17 protein-coding genes are annotated in these 25,175 nt (G+C 66.2%); 11 read left to right on the top strand and 6 right to left on the bottom strand.

Annotated features, from left to right (window positions below; translation table 11 throughout):
* The first annotated feature begins 27 nt into the window (after window positions 1-27).
* Both AC07WJ_RS26440 and AC07WJ_RS26435 read left to right on the top strand, forming a co-directional pair.
* Window positions 28-1,749: a ShlB/FhaC/HecB family hemolysin secretion/activation protein gene (locus AC07WJ_RS26440; protein ID WP_494937671.1), complete on the top strand. Its 1,722-nt coding sequence runs from the start codon at window positions 28-30 to the stop codon at window positions 1,747-1,749.
* 9 nt (window positions 1,750-1,758) lie between these two features.
* A complete protein-coding gene (locus AC07WJ_RS26435) occupies window positions 1,759-10,317 on the top strand; it encodes an MBG domain-containing protein (protein WP_494937670.1) in 8,559 nt (2,852 codons plus the stop codon).
* Between the two features lie 85 nt (window positions 10,318-10,402).
* Here the strand turns inward: AC07WJ_RS26435 and AC07WJ_RS26430 are convergent, their stop codons facing one another.
* Window positions 10,403-11,269, bottom strand: a complete 867-nt coding sequence (locus tag AC07WJ_RS26430) for a crotonase/enoyl-CoA hydratase family protein (protein WP_494937669.1) — start codon at window positions 11,267-11,269, stop codon at window positions 10,403-10,405.
* On the opposite strand from AC07WJ_RS26430, the gene AC07WJ_RS26425 reads away from it, so the two are divergent.
* Entirely contained in the window at window positions 11,198-12,160 is a 963-nt protein-coding gene (locus AC07WJ_RS26425; RefSeq protein ID WP_494937668.1) for a hypothetical protein, read from the top strand. The two genes, AC07WJ_RS26430 and AC07WJ_RS26425, sit on opposite strands and share 72 nt — an antisense overlap.
* Before the next feature lie 45 nt (window positions 12,161-12,205).
* On the opposite strand, the gene AC07WJ_RS26420 is transcribed toward AC07WJ_RS26425, so the two are convergent.
* The 4 genes from AC07WJ_RS26420 to AC07WJ_RS26405 all read right to left on the bottom strand — a co-directional run bounded on the left by AC07WJ_RS26420 (window position 12,206) and on the right by AC07WJ_RS26405 (window position 15,685).
* On the bottom strand, window positions 12,206-12,592 hold the full coding sequence (locus AC07WJ_RS26420) for a group III truncated hemoglobin (RefSeq protein WP_494937667.1): 387 nt from the start codon (window positions 12,590-12,592) through the stop codon (window positions 12,206-12,208).
* Complete coding sequence (locus AC07WJ_RS26415; RefSeq protein WP_494937666.1) at window positions 12,592-13,785, bottom strand: HPP family protein; 1,194 nt, start codon at window positions 13,783-13,785, stop codon at window positions 12,592-12,594. Before AC07WJ_RS26415 ends, AC07WJ_RS26420 begins: the two co-directional genes overlap by 1 nt.
* 207 nt (window positions 13,786-13,992) lie before the next feature.
* Window positions 13,993-14,844 carry a universal stress protein gene (locus AC07WJ_RS26410; protein ID WP_494937665.1) on the bottom strand — a complete coding sequence of 284 codons (852 nt, stop codon included), beginning with the start codon at window positions 14,842-14,844 and terminating at the stop codon, window positions 13,993-13,995.
* Window positions 14,845-14,965: 121 nt separating this feature from the next.
* Entirely contained in the window at window positions 14,966-15,685 is a 720-nt protein-coding gene (locus AC07WJ_RS26405) for a methyltransferase family protein (protein ID WP_494937664.1), read from the bottom strand.
* A 500-nt stretch (window positions 15,686-16,185) separates the two neighbouring features.
* Here AC07WJ_RS26405 and AC07WJ_RS26400 point away from each other — a divergent pair, with 500 nt between their 5' ends.
* The 8 genes from AC07WJ_RS26400 to AC07WJ_RS26365 all read left to right on the top strand — a co-directional run bounded on the left by AC07WJ_RS26400 (window position 16,186) and on the right by AC07WJ_RS26365 (window position 24,877).
* Window positions 16,186-17,355: a hypothetical protein gene (locus AC07WJ_RS26400; protein WP_494937663.1), complete on the top strand. Its 1,170-nt coding sequence runs from the start codon at window positions 16,186-16,188 to the stop codon at window positions 17,353-17,355.
* Window positions 17,356-18,016: 661 nt separating this feature from the next.
* Window positions 18,017-18,583 (top strand): hypothetical protein, encoded by a 567-nt coding sequence (locus tag AC07WJ_RS26395; protein WP_494937662.1) that lies wholly within the window; start codon window positions 18,017-18,019, stop codon window positions 18,581-18,583.
* Window positions 18,552-19,880 (top strand): hypothetical protein, encoded by a 1,329-nt coding sequence (locus tag AC07WJ_RS26390; RefSeq protein ID WP_494937661.1) that lies wholly within the window; start codon window positions 18,552-18,554, stop codon window positions 19,878-19,880. Before AC07WJ_RS26395 ends, AC07WJ_RS26390 begins: the two co-directional genes overlap by 32 nt.
* A gap of 194 nt (window positions 19,881-20,074) precedes the next feature.
* Window positions 20,075-20,425 carry a hypothetical protein gene (locus AC07WJ_RS26385; protein ID WP_494937660.1) on the top strand — a complete coding sequence of 117 codons (351 nt, stop codon included), beginning with the start codon at window positions 20,075-20,077 and terminating at the stop codon, window positions 20,423-20,425.
* A 2-nt stretch (window positions 20,426-20,427) separates the two neighbouring features.
* Window positions 20,428-22,602, top strand: coding sequence for a portal protein (locus tag AC07WJ_RS26380; protein WP_494937659.1), 2,175 nt, complete (start codon window positions 20,428-20,430; stop codon window positions 22,600-22,602).
* Between the two features lie 2 nt (window positions 22,603-22,604).
* Window positions 22,605-22,865 carry a hypothetical protein gene (locus AC07WJ_RS26375; protein ID WP_494937658.1) on the top strand — a complete coding sequence of 87 codons (261 nt, stop codon included), beginning with the start codon at window positions 22,605-22,607 and terminating at the stop codon, window positions 22,863-22,865.
* Between the two features lie 30 nt (window positions 22,866-22,895).
* Window positions 22,896-23,906 (top strand): hypothetical protein, encoded by a 1,011-nt coding sequence (locus AC07WJ_RS26370; RefSeq protein WP_494937657.1) that lies wholly within the window; start codon window positions 22,896-22,898, stop codon window positions 23,904-23,906.
* 11 nt (window positions 23,907-23,917) lie between these two features.
* Window positions 23,918-24,877, top strand: a complete 960-nt coding sequence (locus AC07WJ_RS26365) for a DUF5309 domain-containing protein (RefSeq protein WP_494937656.1) — start codon at window positions 23,918-23,920, stop codon at window positions 24,875-24,877.
* Window positions 24,878-24,945: 68 nt separating this feature from the next.
* Here the strand turns inward: AC07WJ_RS26365 and AC07WJ_RS26360 are convergent, their stop codons facing one another.
* A complete protein-coding gene (locus AC07WJ_RS26360; RefSeq protein ID WP_494937655.1) occupies window positions 24,946-25,161 on the bottom strand; it encodes a ribbon-helix-helix domain-containing protein in 216 nt (71 codons plus the stop codon).
* Window positions 25,162-25,175 lie beyond the last annotated feature (14 nt).

Below are 25,175 nucleotides of genomic sequence, written 5' to 3'. Positions count from 1 at the left end.
AGGGTGACGGGGCGGTCGCGGCAGGCCATGGCTGGCGTTTGCCTGGCCGCCATGGTGCTGGCGGCCGGCCCGGCATGGGCCCAGACCGCATCGCAGATTACCCCGCAGAGCTTTCGCCCGCCGGTCGTCGGCGGCCAGGGCTCCCTGGTCATCCCGGAAGGGCCGGGGCTGGAAGCGCCGCCCGGCGCGGAACGGCTGAATGTTCGCCTGCGCGACGTGGTCGTCGAGGGCGGCCTGCCGGCCATGGCCGCGACGACCCGCGCGATCACCGCGCCACTGGCCGGCCGCACGGTCAGCGCCGCCGAGATTTTCGCGGTCGCCCGCGCCCTGGAGGTAGCTTATGCGCGCGCCGGCTACGGCCTGGTGCGGGTCATCCTGCCGGCCCAGCGCATCGTCAACGGCGCCCGGCTGCGGCTTGTCGTGGTCGACGGCTTCATCGAGCGGATCGACGTCCGGGGCGTGCCCGAGGCGGTGCGCGGCCGGATCGCGGCGCTGCTCGGCTCGCTGGTCGGCGAGCGCGGCATGACGCTGGCACTGATCGAGCGCAAGCTGCTGCTGGCGAGCGACACGCCCGGCACGATCCTGCGCTCGACCCTGACCGCGGGTGCCGCACCCGGCGCCAGCGTCCTGGTGGTCGAGGCCAGGCACCGGATCGTCTCTGGGCAATTGACCGTCGACAACACGCTGTCCTCGGCGCTCGGCCGGGTCAATAGCGGCATCGGCGTCGAGCTCAATTCGGCGGCCGGCGCCGGCGAGCAGCTCTATTTCAGGGCCTCGGGCTATCCCAATGGCGGTGACCATGGCGTCTTCGCCAATGAACCGCTCAACCGGTCGCTGGCGGCGGGGCTCGTCATGCCCATCGGCCTCGATGGGCTGACCTTTAACCTCGAAGCCACCAATACCCGGGCGACGCCGCGGCCGGCCGCCAACGGTCTCGGCTCGACCTCGTCCTTCGACCGCGTTTCGGCGCGGCTGCGCTATCCCTGGATCCGCTCTCGCGACTTTACTCTGGGTTCGGAACTCAGCTTCGATGCCCAGGAGGAACGGGTCTCGGTGATCACGCCGCTGAGCGCGCCGATCTCGCTCGATCGGCTGCGCATCGTGCGGGCCTCGGGCGACCTGCTCTGGCTGTCGCCCTGGGGTGGTCAGGTCACCGGCCGGGTCACCGGCTCCTTTGGTCTCAATGCGCTCGGCGCCCGTTCGGCCCAGGACGCGACGCCGCTGCTGCCGCTGTCGCGCCAGGGCATCGATGCGAATTTCCAGAAGCTCGAACTGTCGCTCGGCTATAACCAGCAACTGATCGAGCATCTCGCAGTGGACCTGCGCGCCCGGGTGCAAACCTCGTTCGGCCAGCCGCTCGCCCGTTCCGAGCAGATGGGGCTCGCCTCGCTCACCGGCCTGTCGTCCTTCGATTCCGGCACGTTCCAGGGCGATGCCGGTTATGTCGTGCGCGGCGAACTCCAGTCGCCCTGGCAAATGGCCATGCCCAGTGGCTTCGTCGTCGTCGCGCCCTATCTGTTCGGCGCCTATGGCGCGGTCAAGATCGAACGGCCGACCGTGCTCGAGGTCGCCAATATCCAGGGCGCCTCCTATGGGCTCGGCATCCGCATGGGCGGAGCGCCGGCCGGCGGTCTCAGCCCCATCGGCCTGAGCCAGGTGAGCTTCAGCCTGGAATGGGGCCGGCAGCATCGCAGCGACAACAAGCCGACCACCGATCGCGTGACGTTCTCGGGCGCAGTGCAGTTCTAGGGGAACATGATGAACCGGATCGAAGCCGAAACCCCTCTGCGGCGTCCGCGCGGGCCTCTCGCCGCCGTCCTCCTGGCTTCGACGGCGCTGATCAGCGCTTCCGCGGCCTATGGCCAGGCCTTGCCGACCGGCGGCACGGTGGCCTCGGGCGGGGTGACCATCGCCACGCCCTCGGCGACCCAGATGACCATCAACCAGTCGACCGGTTCGGCGGTGGTCAACTGGAACAGCTTCTCGGTGGGGGCGGGCGCCACCGTCAATATCGTCCAGCCCTCGGCTTCCTCGGCTCTGCTCAACCGGGTCACCGGCAATACCCAGTCGACGATTGCGGGCCAGATCAACGCCAATGGCCAGGTCTTCCTGGTCAATCCCAACGGCATCGCCATCACCTCGACCGGCACGGTCAATGCCGCCGGCTTCGTGGCGTCCACGCTCGGCATTTCCGACGAGGACTTCAATGCCGGTCGGCGCACCTTCACCGGCAATGGCTCTTCCGCCGCCGTCTCCAATGCTGGCGCGATCAATATCGGCCGGGGCGGTTATGCAGCCCTGATCGGTGGCTCGGTCGACAATGCCGGCACCATCTCGGTGCCGCTCGGGCGGGTCGGTCTCGGCTCCGGTGAGCAGGCGACGCTGGATCTCTCCGGCGACGGCTTCCTGCAGGTGGCCTTGCCGACCAAGACCCAGGGCAATGGCGCGCTCGTCACCCATTCCGGACGGATCAGCGCCGATGGCGGCAGGGTCGAGATCCGGGCGGCGCAGGCGCGCGACGCGGTGCGCCAGGCGGTCAATCTCTCCGGCGTGGTCGAGGCCCGTTCGGTCTCCGGCCGGCAGGGCGAGATCATCCTCGGTGGCGGCGACGGCGCCGTTTCCGTCACGGGGCGCTTGGACGTATCAACACGCCAGCGCCAGGCGAGCCAGAGCCGGCCGGCGCGCCCGACCCGGGCGGCGGCACCGGCGACCGGCGGACGCATCACCGTGACCGCGCGCACCATCGACATGCGTGGCGCCGCTCTCGAGGCTTCGGGCCGCGACGGCGGCGGCCAGATCCGCATCGGCGGCGACTATCAGGGCACGGGCACGCTGCAGCGGGCCGAGACCACGACGATCGACGCGGCAACCACGATCCGGGCCGATGCGCTACGATCAGGCAATGGCGGACGGGTGATCGTCTGGTCGGATCTCGACACGCGTTTCGCCGGGTTGATCACCGCGCGTGGCGGCGCCCAGGGTGGCGATGGCGGCTTCACCGAGGTCTCGGGCAAGGCCCATCTCGGCTATTCCGGCTTCACCGATCTCTCGGCGGTGCTCGGCCGCTTCGGCACCTTGCTGCTCGATCCCTACAACATCACGATCTCGAACGGCGCCGACTCGAACCACAATGGCAGCTTCACTGCTACCGGAGATGACAGCGTCATCAATGTTACGACGCTGCAGAATGCGCTCGCCGGCGCCAATGTCACCGTCAACACCGGTTACTTCTGGGCGGGGGCCGGCGATATCACGGTGGCCGCGCCGATCACCTGGTCATCCGGCTCGACGCTGACGCTCAACGCCTATCATTCGGTGATCATCAACGCGAACATCACGATATCGGGTGGCGGCGGTCTGAGCCTCAACAGCAATGCCTACTCCGCTCAAGGCGGTGTCGTCGCGTGGAACGGCGGCACGGTGACCTATACCGGCGCGGCCAATACCGGCCAGAGCCTGGCCATCAACGGCACGGCCTATACGCTGGTCTTCGACGCCGACGGGTTGCAGCAGATCAACACCAACCTGGGCGGCACCTATGCTCTGGCCAGGAATATCGACGCGACGGCGACGGCCAGCTGGAACGGCAATGCCGGATTTGTCCCGATCGGCACCACCGGAAATGGCTTCACCGGTCTGTTCGACGGGCTCGGCCACACCATCAAGAACCTCACCGTCGCACCTGTCACCGCGCAGCCGACCGGCCTTTTCGGCCAGATCGATAGCGCAGGTGTCGTTCAGAGGGTTGGGTTGGTTGACGCCAACATCACGAGAGCGGACAACAATGTCGGCGCGCTTGCGGGCGTCAATTTCGGCACGATCAACCAGAGTTGGTCGAGCGGGAGGGTCAATACCGCGAATGCGTCGGCGGCCGGCGGCCTTGTCGGCTTCAATATTGGAACGGTCAGTCAGTCGTTCTCGAGTGCGATCGTCACGGGCACGACCAATAGCATGATCGGTGGGCTCGTCGGAGACAATGTCGGGACCGTACAAGACGCCTATGCCACGGGCGCGGCGCAAGGCAGCGCCAGTATCGCGGGCGGCCTCATCGGCGGCAATAGCGGCACGGTGTCCCGGAGCTATGCCACGGGCCTGGCGCATGGCACCGTCATGGCTGGCGGCCTGATTGGCAACAATGCAGGGAACGTCACTTCGAGCTATTTCGACACGTCGACGGGGCTCGGCAACGCGGTCGGCACTGGCGACGCCACCGGCATGACCGGATTGACCACGACGCAGCTCCAGACCGGCCAGGCTGGCGGGCTCGGCGGCGCCTTTAGCGGCGGCACCGGGCTCTATCCCTATCTCCAGTCGATTTTCGCCCATGGCATCCAGGTCGTCTCGGGTTTCGCCTATACGGACGCCGGAGCGACGCCGCTCGGCCAGGGGGGCACGGTCGGCGCGGTTCTCGCCGGTTCGTCGCTCGGCACGGTGTCGACCGGCGCGAACGGCTATTACTACTTGCAACTGGACGCGGGAACGCTGACCAACGGCACGGCGCTGCTGACCTATTCCAGCGCCAATTCGGCGCTGGTGTCGAAAGCCACGGGCGCCAGCGTCCAGTCGGCCGCGCTCTACGGCAATATTTTGACGGCGCCGACCTCGGCTGTGCTCTATTCGCTCGCCTCGGCCGATGCGCGGGCCAATGCCACCGCCACGGCCGGCGGGGTCGCCGCCGCCATCGCGGCGATCAACGGCACCACCGGCCTGGAGCTGACCGCGACGGGTGCGAGCTTCACCATCGACCAAGCGGTGAACATCTCCGGCCGCCTCGGCGTGACCACCCTGGCCGGCGCGCCCCTGACCGTTGCCCAGCCGATCACCATTGGCGATGGCGGCGCCTTGACGCTCAACAGCCGCGGTCTGCTGAATATCAACGCCGCCGTGACCATCAAGGGCGCGAGCACCGTGACGCTCGGCTACAATGCCGGGGCGACCACCAATCTGTCGTTTTTCGGTGGCAGCCTGAGCTTCACCAATGCCGATGGCAGCGCCGCGACGACGACGGTCGCCGGCCAGTCGCTGACGATCAACGGCGTCAACCACACGCTCGTCTACAATATGGCGCAGCTCGATGCGATCGACGGCCTGAGCGCGGTCGACGGCTCGGCGCTGACGCCCTACGGGGCCGGCCGCTACGGCTCCTATGCGATTGCCGGCAACCTCAACGCGACCGGCGTGACCTATGGCAGCGCGCTCTTCGGTCTCAGCGACGCCGCGAGCTTCATGGGATCCCTGGAGGGGCTTGGCCACTCCATTACCGGGCTGACATCCGTCAACAATAGCGGTACCCCCGGCATCGGTGGGCTGATCGGCAGTACCGGCAATGGCTATTACGGGCAGGGCGGCAATGTGCGCGCCCTCGACCTGGTCGATGTGAATATTCAAGGCCTGTACACTGTCGGAGCCCTGATCGGCAACAATATGGGCGGCTTCCTTACGGCGGTTTCCGTCACCGGCCAGGTCAACGGCAGCATGGGTGTCGGCGGCCTGGTTGGCCTCAACTTCGGGCTGATTACCAATGCCTATTCGGGCGCGAGGGTCAACGGCAACAATAGCGTCGGCGGCCTCGTCGGCAGCAACCGCGGACCGATTTTCTTGTCTTATGCGACCGGCGCGGTATCGGCCGGTGACATTGCGGGCGGGCTCGTCGGTTACAACCTGGATTACATTATCCAATCCCACGCCACGGGCTCGGTGACCGCTGGTTACAGCAATGCCGGCGGCCTTGTCGGCCTGAACATCGGCACCTTGTTGCAGAGCTACGCCACCGGCGCCGTTCGTGGCGTCACGGGTCTCGGCGGACTGATCGGCCTCAACACCCAAGGCGGCCAGGTCCAGGATAGCGCCTTCGATGTCGAGACCACGGGCCGAGGGGCCGCCATCGGCAACAATATCAATGGCTGGTCGACAGGCATGGCGGCCCTGACCACCGCGCAACTCCAGAACAATGGCCTGCCGACCGGCTTCGACTCCACACTCTGGGGCGGCGGCACCGGCGGGATCTACCCCTATATCAAGGCCTTCTTCCCCGGCGGCGTGCAGGCCGTTTCGGGTTTTGCTTATGACGGCACCGGCGCGACGCCACTGGCCGGCACGGTTTCGGCGGCCGGCGGCGGCGTGGTGCTGGGCAGCGCCACGACCGGCGCCAACGGCTATTATTACGTCTTTGGGGCAGCCGGAACGCTGTCGAACCCGGCGGGCGTCGTGGCCTATACGACCACTGGCCAGCAGGCCTTGTCATTCCGGCCGGGCGCACCCGGGGCGGTGACCACCGGCCTCGACATTTCCGCCGGCTGGCGGCGCGACATGCCCGGTTCCGGCGTCACCTCGCTCGCGGCACTCGAAAGCGCCTTCGCGACGACGGTCGGGACCACCCCGGCGGCAAGCCTCACCATCGCCAACCGCCAGATCGAGATTTCTGCGGCGAGTTTCGCGCTGGACCAGGCGGTGTCGCAGAGCGGCACGCTGTCGCTCGTCTCCAACGGCACGGTGACCCAGACGGCCGCGCTGACCGCCGGCACCTTGCTGCTCGAAGGGACCGGTTCCTTCACGCTCGGCTCGGCCAACCAGGTCGGCACGCTCGCCGCCAATGTCGGCACCCTCTCGCTCGCCAATGGCATCAGTCTGACGACCGGCAGTGCGGTCGACGCGATGGGCGCGTCCATTGCCGGCGTCACGACATCGGGCACTACCACCCTTGCGGTCACGGGCGATCTCACCATTGCCTCTGGCGCCCTGGTGTCGGGCCAGAACCCGGTGCTTTCGGCGACCGGTGCCTTCATCAACAACCAGGGCAGCGACGCGGTCACGGCCACCTCGGGACGCTGGCTGATCTATTCCTCGGCAGCCGCCAACGACACCTTCGGCGTGACCGACAGCCTGCTCGACAGCGGCAATACCGCGATCTTCGGCGCGACGCTGGCGACGCTTGCGCCCGGCAGCGTGAGCCCGACCGGTAATCGCTACATCTTCGCCAACCAGCCGACGCTGATCATTACCTCGACCAGCCATAGCAAGACCTATGGCGTCGACGTGACCGCTGATCTCGCCAGCCATTACACCGTCACGAGTTTCGACACCGGCATTGCCGGGGTCTATCTCGGCGACAGCTCGGCCACCGCGCTCACCGGTGCCGCCAGCGTCACCTCGCTCGGCGCCACGGCGAGCGCCGGCGTCGCGGGCTCGCCCTATACGATCACGGTCTCGCAAGGGACGCTCGCTTCGGTCTCCGGTTACGCCCTGAGCTTCGTCAATAGCGGCACCCTGACGGTCAATCAGCGGGCGATCACGGTGACCGCCACCGGCACCAGCCGGACCTATGGCGACGCCAATCCGACCTTCGCCTATACGGTCGGCGGCGCCGGCCTGGTCAATGGCGACACCTTGTCGGGCGCGCTCGCGACCTCAGCGACCGCGGCCTCGAATGTCGGCATCTACGGTATCACCCAGGGAACGCTTGCCGACGCCAACTATGCGATCACCTATCAGGGCGCCAACCTGACGGTGACCCAGCGGGCGGTGACGGTGACGGCCGATACGCTGAACCGGGCCTATGGCGACGCCAATCCGGCGCTGACCTTTACGACCTCATCGCTCGGCGCCGGCGCGGCTCTCGTCGGCAGCCTCACCACCTCGGCCAATGGCACGAGCAATGTCGGTGCCTATGGCATCGGCCAGGGCAGCGTGACCAATGCCAACAACCCGAACTACACGCTGACCTATATCGGCGCCAACCTGACGGTGAACCAGCGGGCGGTGACGGTATCGGCCGATGCCACCAGCCGGACCTATGGCGACGCCAATCCGACCTTCACCTATGGCCTGACCTCCGGCTCTCTGGTCAATGGCGACACGTTGACCGGTGCCCTGGCGACAACGGCGACCGCGTCCTCCGATGTCGGGACCTATGCGCTCACCCAGGGCAGCGTCGGGATCTCCGCCAACTATGCCATCACCTATGTCGGCGCCAACCTGTCGGTGCACCAGCGGACGGTGACGGTGACGGCCAACGCGGCCACCCGGACCTATGGCGACGCCAACCCGGTGTTCGGCTTCACCACCACCTCGCTCGGGGCGGGTGTTGCGATCGCGGGCAGCCTGGCGACCACGGCCGACGGCACCAGCGACGTCGGCACCTATGGCATCACGCGGGGGACGGTGACCAACGCCAACAACCCGAATTATGTGGTGGTCTATGCCGGCGCCGACCTGACGGTGACCCAGCGGGCGATCACCCTCTCGGCCCAGGCCACCAGCCGCGCCTATGGCGACGCCAACCCGACCTTCGGTTATGTAGTCGGCGGCGCTGGTCTGGTGAACAGCGACACGATCTCCGGAGCGCTCGCGACCGCGGCGACCAGCACGTCGAATGTCGGCAGCTACGGCATCACCCAGGGTACGCTGGGCGCCTCCTCGAACTATGCCGTCACCTATGTCGGCGCCAACCTGACGGTGAACCAGCGCGCCGTGACGGTGACCGCGGATGCGCAGAGCCGCACCTATGGCGATGCCAATCCGGCGCTCACCTATACGACCACGTCGCTCGGCGACGGCGCGGCGCTGACCGGCAGCCTCGTGACATCAGCCACCGTCACCAGCGGTGTCGGCGCCTATGCGATCGGCCAGGGCAGCGTGACCACGGCCAACAATCCGAACTATGCCGTGACCTTTGTCGGCGCCGACCTGACCATCGGCCAGCGCGCCGTGACGGTGACGGCCGATGCCAGGAGCCGGACCTATGGCGATGCCAATCCGGCGCTGACCTATGGGGTGACCTCGGGCTCGCTGGTCAATGGCGACACCTTCACCGGCGCGCTGGCGACCACCGCGACCGCCAGCTCCGATGTCGGCAGCTACGGCATCGGCCAGGGCACGCTCGCCAATGCCAACTATGCCATCACCTACCAGAGCGCCAACCTGACGGTGAACCAGCGCGCCGTGACGGTGACGGCCACTGCGGCCAGCCGCCAATATGGCGACGCCAATCCCGTGTTCGGCTTCACCACCACCTCGCTCGGCGCGGGCGTGGCGATTGCGGGCAGCCTGGCGACCGCGGCCGACGGCACCAGCGGCGTCGGCGCCTATGGCATCACCCAAGGCACCGTGACGACGGCGAACAATCCGAACTATGTGGTGACCTATGCCGGCGCCAACCTGACGGTGACCCAGCGGGCGATCACGGTGACCGCCGATGCGCAGAGCCGGACCTATGGCGATGCCAATCCTGCACTGACCTATGGCTTGACCGGTGGCTCCCTGGTCAATGGCGACGCCTTCAGCGGCACGCTCGCGACGGCGGCCAGCGGCACCTCCAATGTCGGGGCCTATGGCATTACCCAGGGCACGGTGGGTGTCTCCGCCAATTACGCCATCACCTATGTCGGCGCGAACCTGACGGTGACGCAGCGGGCGCTGGGCATCACGGCCGATGCCGCCAGCCGCATCTATGGCGATGCCAACCCGGCCTTCACCTATGCGGTGACCTCGGGCGCGCTGATCAATGGCGACAGCCTGACCGGCGCCTTGTCGAGCACGGCGACGGTTGCCTCTGGTGTCGGGACCCATGGCATCACGCAGGGCACGCTCGGCAATGCCAATTACGCGATCAGCTATACCGGCGCGAACCTGACCATCACGCCGCGCGCCATCGGCGTCACCGCGGATGCGGCGAGCCGCGTCTATGGTGACGCCAACCCGGCCTTCGCCTACACCGTGACCTCCGGCTCGCTGGTCAATGGCGACCTCCTGTCCGGGGCCATGACCAGTACCGCGACCACCGGCTCCAACGTCGGCGGTTACGCCATCACGCAAGGCTCGCTCGCCGCTTCGTCGAACTACACCATGACCTTCACCGGCGGGTCGCTTGCCGTCACCCAGCGGGCGATCACGGTGACCGCCGACAATCTCGCCAGGCTTGCCGGCCAGGCCAATCCGCCGCTGACCTACAGCGTCGGCGGCCGTGGCCTTGCCAATGGCGACAGCCTCTCGGGCGATCTGGCGACGGCGGCGGTGCAGGGCAGCAATCCCGGCGACTTCGCCATCACCCAGGGCACGCTGGTGGCCTCGGCGAACTACCTGATGACCTTCCAGGCCGGCAATCTCACGGTGACCCCGGCGGGGGCGGCGACCACCGGCCTGTCCAGCACGGTCGATTGGGCGTTCCGCAACAACTCCGCCTGGCCGGGCTCGTTCGACGCGGCGAAAGCCTTCGCCATGCTCGGTGACCGCGCCTCGGGCTTACCTCAGGACCCGCGCTTCAACGGCGCCATGGTTTGCCTCGGCAGCGGCGCTTCCGCTTGTTTCGCAACGCCTTGAGGACCGCGGCTGAATCGGTCTCGGAGCTTAGCTTCGATGCCGGCGTCGGTCGGCACGGGCCGGCGCCGGGCGTCCCGGGTTCGCCTCAGCCCTTGGGGCGCAGGCGCTTGGACACCTGGCTGGCGATCGGGGCGCCGCTGTCGCGTTCGGCGACGGCCTGTTTGAAGCCGACCTCCTGGGCGCGCTCGCGGAACCAGATGCCCTCGGGCGTATGGCGCGACACGCCGTCGAACAGGGTCGCGAACATCTGCGTGTTGTTGAGCCCCATATTCTCATAGGCCTGATTGACGACCATCTTGGTCATCATCAGCTGGTTGCGGGGCACCCCGCGCAGCCGGCCGGCCAGATGCTCCACCGCATCGTCCAGCTCGGCCGCCGGCACGGCCTTCAGGGCCAGACCGATCGCCGCCGCCTCGACCCCGTCGATCAGGTCGCCGGTCATCATCATGCGCTTGGCCATTTGCGGACCCAGCCGATAGACCCACATGGCCGGCGTCGGCACGCCCCAGACGCGCGACGGCGGATAGCCGATCCGGGCATCCTCGGCCATGATCAGGAAGTCGCAGCAGAGCGCGATATCGGATCCGCCGGCCACCGCCGCGCCATGCACCCGGGCGACCGTCGGCTTGGAGGCGCGCCACAGCGCCATGAAGTCCTGGGTGTTGCGCCACATCATGGTGAAATCCAGCGTCGGGTCCCAGGGCATGTCCTGTGAACCGGCGATCTCGCCCTTGCGTTCGGCATAATGCTTGAGGTCGTAGCCGCCGCAGAAGCCGCGGCCGGCGCCCTTCAACACGATGACGTGGACATCCGGGTCGGCCTCCGCCGTTTCGACCGCCGTCCGGATCTCGCGTGGCATGGCGTCGTCGATGGCATTGAAATGGTCCGGCCGGTTGAGGGTGATGGTCGCGATACGACTGCCGGTTTCATAGAGAAGCGTCTGGAACGTCATCATCCGGTCTCCGGGAAGGGTGGCCACGCCTGGTGCGATGGTGTGACCAAAATATTTCATAATTTGTCGAACATTGACGAGATGAGCAATACGATGGTTGAGTCAGGCGACGAAGGCCCGAGCGCCAGGCTGGTGATCCTGGACCTGCTGTCGACCGACGGGCATGCGACCTATTCGGTCGCCGATCTGATCAGGGCGGGGGCGGTTTTCGGTATCGGGTCCGCCGGCGTCCGAACCGCGATCACCAGGCTCAAGGCGGAGCAAAGGCTGCGGCAGGTGGCGCGGGGACTTTACGCGATCGGGCCGGAAGGTGAGCCGCTGCAGCACCGCATCCTTGGCTGGCGGACAGTGTCGGCACGGCGACGCGACTGGAACGGCGAATGGCTGATGGCCGTCGCCGGACCGCAGGAACGCGCCGACCGGACCGTCTGGCGGCGAACCATGCGCGGGCTGGAACTGGAGGGGTTCGCCGAGGCGGAAACCAATCTCTGGGCGAGACCCGACAATCTGGTTGATGGCGCGGTGGGGGTTCGCGAAAGGCTGGCGGAATTGGACACCGCGTCATCACTGCTGGTCGTCGCGGCGAGCGGGTTGGATACCATCAGGCGGACACGGTTTCACTCGCTTTGGGATGGCACGGCCATCGCAGCCGGACATAAGCGCCTGCGTCTCGCGCTCGATCGCAGTCTTGCCAGGCTCGATGGTGCGGAGGTCAGGGACGCCGCGGCCGAAACCCTGACGCTTGGGCGGCAGGCGGTGCGCAGGATTGTCCGGGATCCGCTGCTGCCGGATGAACTCTGTTCGCCCGATGCGCTGACCGGGCTGATCGCGGCGATGGACCTTTACGACCAGTTCGGCAAGGCGGTCTGGCGGCGCTATCTGGCGACGTGATGGGGAGGCGCGGCTCTTTGGACGCTGACTACCTCCGCTCAAACTCTACGACGTGGCCTTCACATCGTCCGGCTTGAAGAACAATCCGGCGATCAGGCTGTCGGCGATCCGCTCGGCCTTGGCGTCGAACAAGGCGGCGATCTCCGGCGCGAACAGTTCGGCGGTCGTACCGCGCCAGAGCCCGAGCCAGATGGCGAACATCTCCGGCGTCAGCGGCAATCGCCGGTGAACGCCGAGCGGATCGCCCTTGTAGAGGCCCTGGCCGAGCATCACCCGCGTCCAGAACGCCTGGAGAATGCCGATATGGGCGTCCCAGTCGCCGACCGCGGCATCGAAAATCGGGCCGAGTTCGGGATCCCGCCGGACCTTGCCGTAGAAGCGTTCGATCAGATGCCTGATCGCCGCCGGGTCGACAGTCTCGATCGCGGCCATCAGGCAGCTCTCGCGGCCGGGCTGGCCTCGGCGCGGGCCGTCACGCGGCCGTGGAACAAGGCGGCGATCAGGTCGGACTGGGTCACCACGCCGACCAGCTGGCCGTGGGCGCTGACGATCGGCAGGTGATGCCAGCCGCCATCGGCCATCAGCGGCACCAGCGCGGCGATCAAGGTTTCCGGCCGTGCCGACCGCACCGGCGTCGTCATGATTTCCTCCACCGTTCCTTGGGGCGCGCGCTCGAGCCGGGCGGCCCGGCGAAACCGGTGGGCAAGCCCGATGCGTGGTCCTTTCGGCCCCCAGGCGACTTTGTCCAGGAGGTCGGTCTGGGTGACGATGCCGACGACGCGGGCGTCTTCCGTGGTCACCGGCAAGGCCTTGACCCGATGCGTGCGCAACAGCGCCAGCGCGTCGTGCCAGGGGCTTTCGGGCGACACCGCCGCGACGTCGCGCGACATGATGTCGGCACAGGTGATTTCGCCCGAGCGGCGGTGAAACGCACGGTCCTCGGCCTGGTGCAGGATGTCTTCCAGGTCTTCCCGGTCGATGTCGAGCAACTCGCCGCGGGCCGCGATGGCGGCATCGAGGTCGGCCGAGGTGAAGGCGAGCCGCGCGCTTGGTTTCGGATCGGCCGTCTTGTGGTCGAGGCCGGGCGAGGGGGACGGGCGATGCGGATAGCGCCGTCCGGTCAGATTGTTGAAAACGAGTGCCGCTGCCAGCAGCAGCACCGAATTGACGCCGACCGGCCAGAGCACGAAGCCATAACCGGCAGCCTGGACGGCGGGGCCGCCGAGCACCGCGGTCAAGGCCACCGCGCCGCCGGGCGGATGCAGACAGCCGAGCAGCATCATGGCGCCGATGGCGGCGCCGCCGGCAATCGCCGCGGCGACAAAGGGATCGGGTATGAAGGCGGCCGCCGTGACACCGATCAGCGCGGCAATGAGATTGCCGCCGAGGATCGACCAGGGCTGGGCCAGCGGGCTCGATGGCACGGCGAACAGCAGCACAGCGGAAGCGCCCATCGGCGCGATCAGCAGCGGCAGTCCGGCGGTTGGGCCGAGCGCCAGCTTGGTGACGAAGCCGGTCATGAGGATGCCGATGAGCGCGCCGCCGGAAGCGCGCAGCCGTTCGGCCAGGCTGACCGGGGCAAGGCCCGGATTGAGGCGCTTCAACAGGGCTGCGATGCCAAGCATAGGCGAGAACTCACCACGGAAGACACCAGGGTGGTGTTGCAGAGGTTCTCTCCGCGCGGGCGCCCAAGCCCTTAGCAAGTTGCCCGTATTTTGAGCAATGGCGGTTCATTTCCTTTTTCGGGCGTTTCCGGGAATTTCCTATGCCTCGAATGGAAGAGGCAACCCGGCGGATCCGGAAGATGCGGCCGGGTTCGGTGGAGATCGCGATCAATAGGCCAGCAGCAGCGGCACCGGCGAGTGATGGGTCAAATGGCTGGTCACGCCGCCAAGCAGCATCTGTCGCCAGCGCGAGTGCTCGTAGGCGCCCATCACGATCAGGTCGGCGCCGGTGGCGCGCGCATGCTCGCCAATCGTCGCGCCCACCGATTGGTCGGCAAGCGCCACGTTCGATACAGTGGTGATGACGTCATGGCGCGCGATATGCCGGGCGATGCTGGCGGCTGGAGCCGCGCCGGTGAGATCCTTCTCTCCGGTCACCGTCAGGATCTCGATTTCGGCTGGCGGTGCGAAGAAGGCGAGCGCCGCCTTGACCGCACGGGCGGCGTGGGCGGACCCGTCCCAGGCCACCAGCAGCTTGTGGAAGTTCGCGCTGGCCGGGCGGGCGGGGGGCACGACCAGCACCGGGCCGCCGCCCTCGAACAGGATCGTGGTGAACAGCGCACTGCCGGGATCGAGCATCCGCCCAGGCCGATCGACGACCACGAGGTCCGAGCATCGCGCCAGATTGGCGGCAAAAGCCCCGGCGGACCCAAGATCCTCGACAGCGGTCGAGATGTCGCAGGCAAGTGACAATTCCTCGGCCCTTTTCCGGGCATGGGCGGCAAAGGCCTGAACAGTGGCTTCGGATTTGGCATTCGCATCCGCGATGAGCGAACTCGAAAAGCCTGGGAAGACGAAGGAGCCGGGCGCCGCGATCTTCGGCGCCGACAGCGCGACGGTGAGATGCGCCGCGGTCTCCTTGGCGAGGGCAAGCGCCTGATCGAGGGCGGGGCTGGTGGTCGCGGTTGCGTCGGCCTCGAGCGGCATCTCAACGAAGGCGAGGAGGTCTTGAATGGGCATGACAGGCCTCTGCTTGATGAAACCGAGCGGAGACTATCATGCGACACGCGGATTGCCTGGATCTGGATCAAATGCGGCGATTTGTCCCTTTTTCGTCGACCGTGCCCGACGCGGGCGGGCCTCACCAGACGCCCGGCACGAGCCGCGAGCGAACCCTTTGCGCATAGTCGCGATAGCCCGGCAGCTCGGCTTGCAGCGTCTGGTCTTCCCAGCGCGTCCGGACGACCAGCAGGAGGCAGGACAGCAGCGCCGGCAGCACTGCCCACCACGAGCCGAGGCTGAGCGCGATGCCGACGAACATCAGACAGGCGGCCGAATAGCCGGGATGGCGCACCAGCGCATAGGGCCCGGTTTCGATGACATGGTGGTCGCGGTCGGTCTGGATGCGCACGCCCGGCTCGAAATGGCGGTTGACGGCCTGCGCCCAGGCGGTGCCGGCAAAACCCAGGAGCCAGAGAAGATAGCCGAGCAGGACGACAGGCGTTGTCATCGCCGACCAGTGGAAGCGACCGTCATCGAGACCGGCAATCACGATGATTGCCAGCGCTGCGGGGGCGAGGCACGCCAACAGGACCCGGTCCCAGCTCTTGGTGCCAGGCTGGATCCGCCTGCGTGCCGCGAAAATCTCCGGATTGATCTGCCACAGCGCGGCGGTTGCTGTCGCCGTGGCAAAGGAAAAGATCACCAGGAACAACCAGCCGCGCGCCCAGGAGAGCTGGCCGGCGGGCACGAATAGGACCAGCGCGAGCACAAGAGGCACGGCAAGGAGGCTGATCAGATAGTAGCGCCGGTCCTCCGGCGACATTCGATAGGGCAGTGGGCCCGGCGAAGCATCCGGCATGGCACGCAGTCCTTTCCGCGTACGGTTCGAACGGTGCGCGAGCATGGCCCCGCATTGCGGCGACTTGGTGCCGGATCGGGATGCGCGCAGTCAGGGTCGGCGCGGCGCTTATGGTGTGAACAGGAAATGCGCACCTGATTGCGGCGGATGAACGCGCTCGCGCGGAATCAGAACCTGCGCATCGGGCTGCAAGAGCCTGACACGACTCGTCAAATCGTGATCAGCCTATGGCGCTATGATTTGGCGGCAAGCCGACAACCGCGTGCCTCGATGCCCATTTTTCAAAAGCTGAATTTTTCTGCTTGACAGATTATAGGAAAATAGTCATAGTGCATGAAATGTACGGTCATCACATTGCGCCCGGAGGTTCACGCCTTCCGGGTATTTTTGTTTGAGGGGATCCGATGAGCGATGAAGTCCCCGGCAGGTGCGACTGGCGTACCGACAATCTCGCGCGCGCCGTTACCGGTTTGAACGGAGTTTAGCCTCCAAGCCTCGGCATGGGAGATCATCGTCAAGCTCTGCGAGACTATCTGCTGACCAATAACCTGGAAACGCCGGACAGGCCGGTAGCGCCGGAGCGCACCTGGCGAGATACCCTGAATCTCGGCTGGCCGGGTCGCATGGCAACGGGCCTCTACGACGCGTTCACCTTGCCTTACGATGTCATGACAAATTCCGATCTGGCGCGTGAGTTCCACGATGGCGGTCTGAACATGTCGCCCGAAACACGTCAGCGGGTTTTGGACCTCTCCAGCATGGGTTTCGGCTCCGTCTTCCGCGCTATCCGGGGAGCGGCACCAGCGGTTCGTTCGACGGGTGTTTTGGCCATGCGTGCGACGCCGCACGATCCGGCCAGCCTGCCGCAACGGCCGTTCCATGCGGACTACCCGAATCTCGCGACGCGTGTCGACAACAACTCAACCGCCGGCCTCCCCGTGTCGGCGGGCGCAGTATTGGGTAGTCCACTCACCCAGACCATCGATGGGGCTGCCATCACCGCTCCGATCATTGCGGGGCGGCGAACGGTCGGTGGACCGGATCACGGGCTCTCGTTCGACGAAGTCCGCAGGGTCGCGGAAGCCGTTACGGGCCAGCCCGTTCGACCTGTTCCAAGATCGGAACTACCGAAAAGGGCAAGCGGAATCTATCGAACAGAGGTCACGGCCGACGGCACCCGGCGCTATATCGCCCACGATGCGAATCTTTCAGATATGGCGCTCCCGCAGGTGCTTGGGCACGAAGCCGGCCATGCAATCGATGACATTGGAAGATTATCGTCTCGCTCTGGGCAGAATATACAGGAACGTCTCGATCGTGCTCTGCGGCGAATCTACCACGATATTAACAGCGGTCGCCCAGGGCAAACGCGGAGAATGGTTGGTCCCGAGGATTTGAAATACAAGGATTGGGAAGTCCCCGGCGAGCTGATGGCCGATGCTATCCGCCTCTATTTGCTTAATCCGAATTATATCAAATCCATTGCGCCGGAATTGGCAGAGCGGATTAGGCTCGCGGTCAACACGCATCCTGTTCTGTCTCAGCATATCCAGCTGAATCAGGGCGCGCCTTTGCCGCCGGGCGCATTCGGAGCCAGTCGTGAGCGTGGTTTCCAGGGGCAGCCTGAGACACCAGAAGAGGCATGCCCTCCAGGATGGCTGTGTACGTGAAGAAGGCCCGGACCCTTGCCGGAAAACAGATTCCGAAACCATGGCGAAAGTGCAGAAATGGTACGCAGAGTATGGCGTAAGCAATTGCTTGTGCTACCATTTCGTGCTCGCAGAGCGTCGAGTCGCGTCGTCATATTAACGGTGGAACGATAAGGACGGCGCGCGAAGGGAGGACTGCCGATGAGCATTGGAGATCTCGCCAAACGCTGGTTCGAACTGCGCGCCTGCTGGGTCGCGGGGGGCTCCAGGCTCGTTTTGCTGCGGGAGGAACTTTCGCTGGAGAGGGATATCAAGCGCTGCAACGTCGCTTTTGTCGGCAATGAATGGCGCTTCTCGCCGGCAATTCGCCATCGACCAGCCCGACCCGGACGTCGCCGTGAAGTCTTCCCGGTTTCTCCGTGGCTCGGAGGTCGTGCGAGGGCAGATACTGGAAGGCTATACACGGGCAAGCCGTTACGAAAATTACCCGGTCCATTGCCGAGGACCTGACCTCAAGAACGCGTGGTGGGCCTGATCCTGAAGCGCGTTCGCTTGGCTCGCATCACGCGAAAGTCCCTATACCAGGGATGCCGTGAATGGTCATAGCCACCAGAGCGGTCGTCGGCCTGAGCGCGCTCCGGCGCCACTACGTTCGGTGCTAATCGCAGACAGGAATTCCTTCATGCCGCGCACGCCATCCCAGCTGCGCCTGGCAGCGGCTTCGGCCGCGCCGGCACCGACCGATGACCCGATAGCATCACCGCCCGCGCAGGAACCCGAACCGGCTCTGCCCGTCATCGCCGAGCCGGAGCGCCCACTGCTCGGTCGCCCGCCGAAATACCAGCCCGATTTCGCTCGGCAGGCAGCCAAGCTCTGCGCGCTGGGGGCAACCGACGAGGATCTCGCCGAATTCTTCGCGGTCAATGTTCGCACCATTGGCCGCTGGAAGGTGGAGCACGAAGCTTTCTGCGGCGCGCTGAAGCTCGGCAAGGGCGCCGTCGACGACAAGGTCGAGCGCAGCCTCTACCAGCGTGCGGTCGGCTATTCCTACGACACGATCAAGATCTTCACCCACCAGGGCCAGGTCATCCGGGCCGAGCATCGCGAGCATTACCCGCCGGACACCACGGCGGCGATCTTCTGGCTGAAAAACCGCCGGCCGGAAGAGTGGCGCGACAAGCAGGACGTGAACCACGGCGGCAACCTGACGGTCGAACTTGTCAAATTCTCGGACGATCCGGATACCTAACGGCTGGCAGCCGCGCTGGTACCAGCGCGAGCTGTGGAACCATCTGGAGGCGGGCGGCAAGCGCGCCTTGATGGTGGCGCACCGGCGCTGGGGCAAGGACGATGTGGCGCTGCACCGGGCGGCGACTGCCATGATCGAGCGGCCGGCGACCTATTGGCACATGCTGCCCGAATACGGCCAGGGCCGGAAGGCGATCTGGAATGCCATCAACCCGCATACCGGCAAGCGACGCATCGACGAGGCCTTTCCCCAGGAGATCCGCAACCGCTCGAACGACAACGAGATGTTCATCGAGTTGGTCAACGGCGCGACCTGGCAGGTGGTGGGGTCCGACAGCTATGACAGCGTGGTCGGATCGCCGCCTGTCGGCGTGACCTTTTCCGAATGGGCTTTGGCCGATCCGCGGGCCTGGGCCTATATCCAGCCGATCCTTTCGGAAAACGGCGGCTGGGCGATGTTCATCACCACGCCGCGCGGCAAGAACCATGTCGAGCGCATGGTGCGCGAGCACGACAAGGACCCGAACTGGTATGTCGGCATCCAGACCGTCGACGACACCAAGGCGATCAGCCGCGACGCGGTGGAAGAAGCGCGCAGGGGTTATCGGGCGCTGTTCGGCGACGACCAGGCCGATATGCTCATCGAGCAGGAATATTATTGTTCGTTCGCCGCCGCCGTGGTTGGCGCCTATTACGGCCGGCTGATGGCCGCGGCCGAGCGCGAGCGGCGGATCACCGGCGTTCCCTATGATCCCGCGGCGCCGGTCTGGACCGCCTGGGACCTCGGCATGGATGACGCGACCGCCATCTGGTTCATCCAATGCGTCGGGCGCGAGTTCCACGCGGTGGACTATTACGAGGCGACCGGCATGGACCTCGCCCATTATGTCAAGCTGGTGAAGGACAAGCCCTATCTCTATGGCGGCCATATCCTGCCGCATGACGTGAAGGCGCGCGAACTCGGTACCGGCAAGAGCCGCGAGGAGGTGCTGAAGACCTTGGGGTTGACGGTTACCGTGTGTCCCGACCACCGGGTCGACGACGGCATCAATGCGCTGCGCCTGATGCTGCCGAAATTATGGTTCGATCAGGAGAAATGCGCGCGCGGCATCGAAGCGCTGAGCCTCTACCGCGCCGATTACGACGAGAAGAACCAGGTGCTTAAACCCAAGCCGGTGCACGACTGGGCGAGCCACCCGGCCGATGCGCTGCGCTATTTCGCCATGGGCATCGGCGAGGCGCCGGATGCGCCGGCGGGCCTGCAGAACTGGCACATGCCGAAGCGCGTGGTCGCCTGAGACCTGGGTGGTCGGCGTGCCGGACCATGAGCGTTGCCGGATGAGGCGCCTGGTCGGGATCGGCATGAGCACTCCGGACTGACGCACGTCGTCGGCCGGGCACGCGGACTGTTGCAAGCCCATGCCTGGCGGATGGGCCCGACCGGAAGATTTGGGGTTGGCGCGCACCGCCCATCGTTGAAGGAACCATCGTCATGGCTGATGCAAGTATCCTCGTCGCAGGTTTCGACGGGCAGGCGAACCGCGTGCTACGCACCGATGCGGCCGGCAATCTCAGGGCAAGCGGCGATGCGATCGCCACGGCCCAGGTCACGGTCGGCACGGCCGCGACCGTCATCGCGGCGGCGAGGGCGGGGCGCCGTTCGATCACCATCGTCAACGAAGGCACGACCGACGTTCGCCTTGGCGGCGCCGGCGTGACGTCAGCGAACGGGCTGCTGCTCGCCGGCATCAAGGGTCAGCAGCTGACCATCGAAACGACCGCGGCCATCTCCGGCATCGTCGCCACCGGCACGCAGCCGGTCAGTCTGATCGAGAACTTCTGACCATGGCTGGCCCCACCGACGACTCCAAGATCGACCAGCCGATGACCGACGACCAATTGCTCGCCGTCATCGATGGCATGATCGCGCAATGCGTCGCCTATGACGATAACGAGATGCGCGGCAACCGCGTCCGGGCGCTGGACTATTACCGCGGCGAGATGCGCGACCTGCCGGCGCCTGAAGGCCGCTCCTCGGCGATTTCCAAGGATGTCCGCTCGGCGGTGGCGAAAATCATGCCCTCGCTGATGCGCACCTTCGCCGGCGGCGACAAGGTGGTGGAATATGTGCCGCAGACGCCGGCCGACGAGCCCTTCGCCGAGCAGGCGACCGACTATGTGAACTACAAGTTCTGGACCCAGTGGGACGGCTACCGCGTGCTCAATGCGGCGTTTCAGGACGCGCTGCTGCTGCGCAACGGCGTGCTGAAGCATTGGTGGGACGAGCGGGCTGACATTGTGGTCGAGCGCTACACCAACCTGACCGCGCTCGATCTCGACGGCCTGACTGCCGATCCCGGGGTCACCGTGTTGGAGCGCCAGGATTATCCCGAGGCCGATCCAGCCGTGCTGGCGGTGATCCCCGATGCCCTGCGCCATGACGTCAAGATCCGCCGCGCCCGCATCAGGGCCGGCATCAAGATCGCGACGGTCCCGGGCGAACAGTTCCTGATCGATCCGGAAGCGGTGACCATCGAGGAGGCCCGCATCATCGTGCACCGGTTTCCCGAGACGCGATCGAACCTGATCGCGCTCGGCTTCGACCGCGAGGTGGTCGAGGCTATTCCGGCCTGGTCTGGCGATGTCGAGAGCGGGGTGCGCCGCGCCCGCCTCGGCCGCAGTGGAGCCTCGTCCGAAAGCTATGATCTCGGCGGACCGGCCACTCAGGTCGTCGAGTTCGCCGAATGTTATGTGCGCCTGGATGTCGACGGCGATGGTTTCGCCGAGCTGCGCCGGGTCTGCGTCGCCGGCTATTCGGGGGCGCACCGCATTCTGTCCAACGAGGAATGGGACGAGGTGCCGTTTTCGGACCTGCCCTGCGAGATCGTGGCGCATCGCTGGCAGGGCATGAGCCTGTTCGACGATATCGAGGACGTACAGAAGAAAAAGACCGCGCTGGTGCGCGGCATGCTCGACAACATCTATTGGCAGAACGCCCAGCAGCCGATCGTCGATGTCGGCGCCATCGAAGACCCGAGCGACATCACCAATCCGGAATTCGGCAAGCCGATCCGGCTGAAATCCGGCCGCGATGCCCGCGCAGCCCTCGCTTACAACCAGGTGCCGTTTACCGCGGCCGCGAGCCTCGGCGCGCTCGACTATCTCGACCGCGAGGCGACCGACCGCACCGGCATTTCCGACGCTTCCTCTGTGCTCTCGCCGGATGCCCTGCAGAACCAGACGGCGACGGCCTCGCGCATCCTGGAAAGCGCCTCGACTGCGCGTGCCGAGATGATCGCCCGCACCTTCGCCGAAACCGGGCTGCGCCGTATGTTCGCGGCGATCCTGCGGCTCATCGTCAAGCACCAGCCGCAAGACGAGATCATCCGGCTGCGCAACACCTGGGTGACCTTCACGCCGGGCAAGTGGAACCCGGACATGGATGCCAGCGTCAATACGGGGCTCGGCGCCGGGTCGCGCGAGCGCGACATGGCCGTCATGACCCAGATCGGCACGATCCAGAAGGAGATCCTGGCCACCATGGGCCTGGACAATCCCTTGGTGTCGATCGGCAATCTCGCCAATTCGCTCAACAAGTTCGTCGCGGCCGCCGGCCTTCGCTCGCCCGAGCTCTATTTCATGAAGCCGACGCCGGAAGCCCTGGCACGCCTCACCCAGCCGAAGCCCGATGCGGCAGCGGGACAGGCGGAGATGGCCATGCAGATGGAGCGTGAACGGCGCCAGGCCGAAATGGCGGCCGATGCAGCCCGCATCCAGGCCGAAGCCGAGCGCGACATCCTGGTCGAGCGGATCAAGGCCGACGGCGCGCTGCAGCTGCAGCGCGAAAGGCTCGCCGCCGAACTCGACATGAAGAAGGCCGAGCTCGAGACCCGCATCGCACTCGCCCAGGCTTCCGCGCTTCGCTCGGTGACGCCGGACGAGGCATTGAACCCGGCGGTGCAGGAGACGCTCGACGGCATCGTCAGAACCACCAATGAACTGCTTCGGCCAGGACCGTGACGATGGCTGTGACCACGACCATCGCGTCGCGCCCGACGCCGGAGGAAGCCCGCTTCATCGCCGAACATCCGGCCTTGATCGCTGCGCTCGCCATGCTGGAGCATGACGCGGTGGAGCGGGCGATCTCGGCCGATCCAAGAGATGATCAGACCCGGCGCCTGGCCCTCGACGAGGCCCGCGCCATCAGAGCTTTGCGGTCTCGGTTGGCGGCCCTTGGCCGACCAGCACCCGAGGCCGCCAAAGGCCCGTCACCCTATGCGTGACCGGCACTCGTTTCTCGAAAAGGTAGACTGATGACCAACGCAGATGGTGCAGGCACCGCTCCGGCGGTGAACACTGACGCGCGCGCGGACTTCGCCCAGGACGTCGATGACCGGCTCTCCGCATTCCTGTCGACCGGCGAGCCCGGGCTTCGGGAACAGGGGGAGGGACGGACTGACGACGATCAGGCCCGGTCCGACATCGACCCCGAGGACCTCTTCGGGCGCCAGCCAACAGAGGCCCGCGACGATGCCGATCCCGAGAACTCGGAGGAAGCCACCGAACAGCTGCCAGCCAAGATCCGGTTGGCCGATGGCACGGAAGCGACCACCGAGCAGATCCAGGAATGGCGGGAAGCGGGCCTGAGGACGGCCGACTATACCCGCAAGACCCAGGAGGTCGCCGAGAACAGGCGGGCCCTGGAATCGCGAGCGGGTGAAGTCTCGGCCCATCACACCGCCGTCGCGGAAGCCCTGGAACGGGCGCTTGCGGTGGTCGAGGCCTATGTGCCGACGCCACCTTCGACCGATCTCGCCCTTCACGATCCCGCTCGCTACACCCAGGAGATGGCCATCTACCAGGCGGCCATGGGCCATGTCGAAGAGATCACCCGGCAAAGGCTGCATCTGACCGCCCAGGCGGATCAGATGGCCCATGCCGACCGGGCTCAATTCGTCCAGGAGGAACGGGACCGGCTTTTTGCCGCCATCCCCGAATTGAAGGACGGCGCCAAGCGTCAGGCCTTCAACCAGGAGATGATCAAGGCGGTGGAAGCCTATGGCTTCAGCCAGGCCGATTATGCCCAGATCATCGACCACCGGCTGATCCGCGTTCTCGCGGATGCCGCCCGGTACCAGAAGATCAAGGCGGCATCGGCCGGCGGAGCCTTGCGGCCGGCTTCCCAGCGATCGCCCCAGCCTCCGGGCCGGCGCGCCGGGCAGGCCGGCGGCAACGAGATCGGTTCGGCGCTCGCCCAGGCCAAACGCAGCGGCTCGAAAGCGGACACGGCGCGCGCCATCGACGCATGGCTCGCCGCCGACTGAACGGAGCCATCATGGCCCAGATCGCCAATACCTATGACACCTATGCCGTGAAAGGCATGCGTGAAGACCTGCGCGACCAGATCTACAACATCGCGCCGGAAGACGTGCCGGTGTCCTCGATGATCAAAAAGTCGGACATCGAGAACATCCGGCACGAATGGCAAACCGACACCATTCGTTCGCCTGCCGCCAATGCCCAGGTCGACGGCGACGAATATGCCTACAATGCAGTGACGCCGACCACCCGCGTGTCGAATATCTCGCAGATCATGCGCGAGACCTATATCATCTCGGGCACCACCGAGGCGGTGAAGAAGGCCGGCCGCAAATCCGAGCTCGCCTATCAGGGCAAGCTGAAGATGGCGGCGCTGAAGCGGGATCTGGAACGCGCCATCATCGGCGCCAACACGGCTTCGCTTTTGGGCAATTCGACCACGGCGCGCATGCTTGGGTCGTTGCCGTCCTGGCTCACCACCAATGTCGACCGCGGTGCCGGCGGGGCCAATGGCGGCTACAATGCCGGCAGCTCGCTGACGGTCGCGGCAACGGACGGCACCACGCGCGCTTTCACCAAGGCGCTCTTGGATAGCGTCCACCAGGCCTGCTACACCGCCGGCGGCAATCCCTCCGTGTTGATGCTGCATCCGACCCAGAAGCGCGTCTTTTCGGGCTTTTCGGGCATCGCGCAACTGCGCAAGGATGTCGACAACGGCAAGCAGGCGGAGATCGTCGGCGGGGCCAATCTCTATGTCGGCGATTTCGGCGACTTCGCCGTGCAGGTCAATCGCTGGCAGCGCCCGCGTGACGCCTGGCTAATCGATCCCGACTATCTCGAGCTCGGCTTCCTGCGGTCATTCCAGAAGCAGACCCTGGCGAAGACCGGCGACGCCGAAAAGCGCGCCATCATCGTCGAGGCGACGCTGGTGGTGAAGAACGAGGCCGCGCTCGGCGTGGTGGCGGATCTGACCTGACCGGAAACGAGACGGGGAGGGGCGGTCGCGAGGCCGCCCTGACCCTTGCGAGGCGCGTCTGGCTCTTCTCAATCCGTCTCCGGCGCCAGGAAACCTTTGTCCTGCGCCCAGTCACGAAAGGCGAGGCGGAGCGCCTCGGCACGTGAAACCGCAGGCTGGTCCTCGGCGATGAACCGGTCGAGCGCTTCGAGCAGGCCGGGCTCCAGCTTGACCGTGACACCGATGCCTGTGGACCGCGGCGACGCGCGGCCTTTCGGCTTCGACGAACCTGGGTGAGCCATCATTCTCGGCATTGCAA

Source organism: Phreatobacter sp. GW821-FHT04C01 (assembly GCF_059420385.1).
Note: the sequence above shows the minus strand (reverse complement) of the source record. Positions and strands in the feature narration are given on the sequence as shown.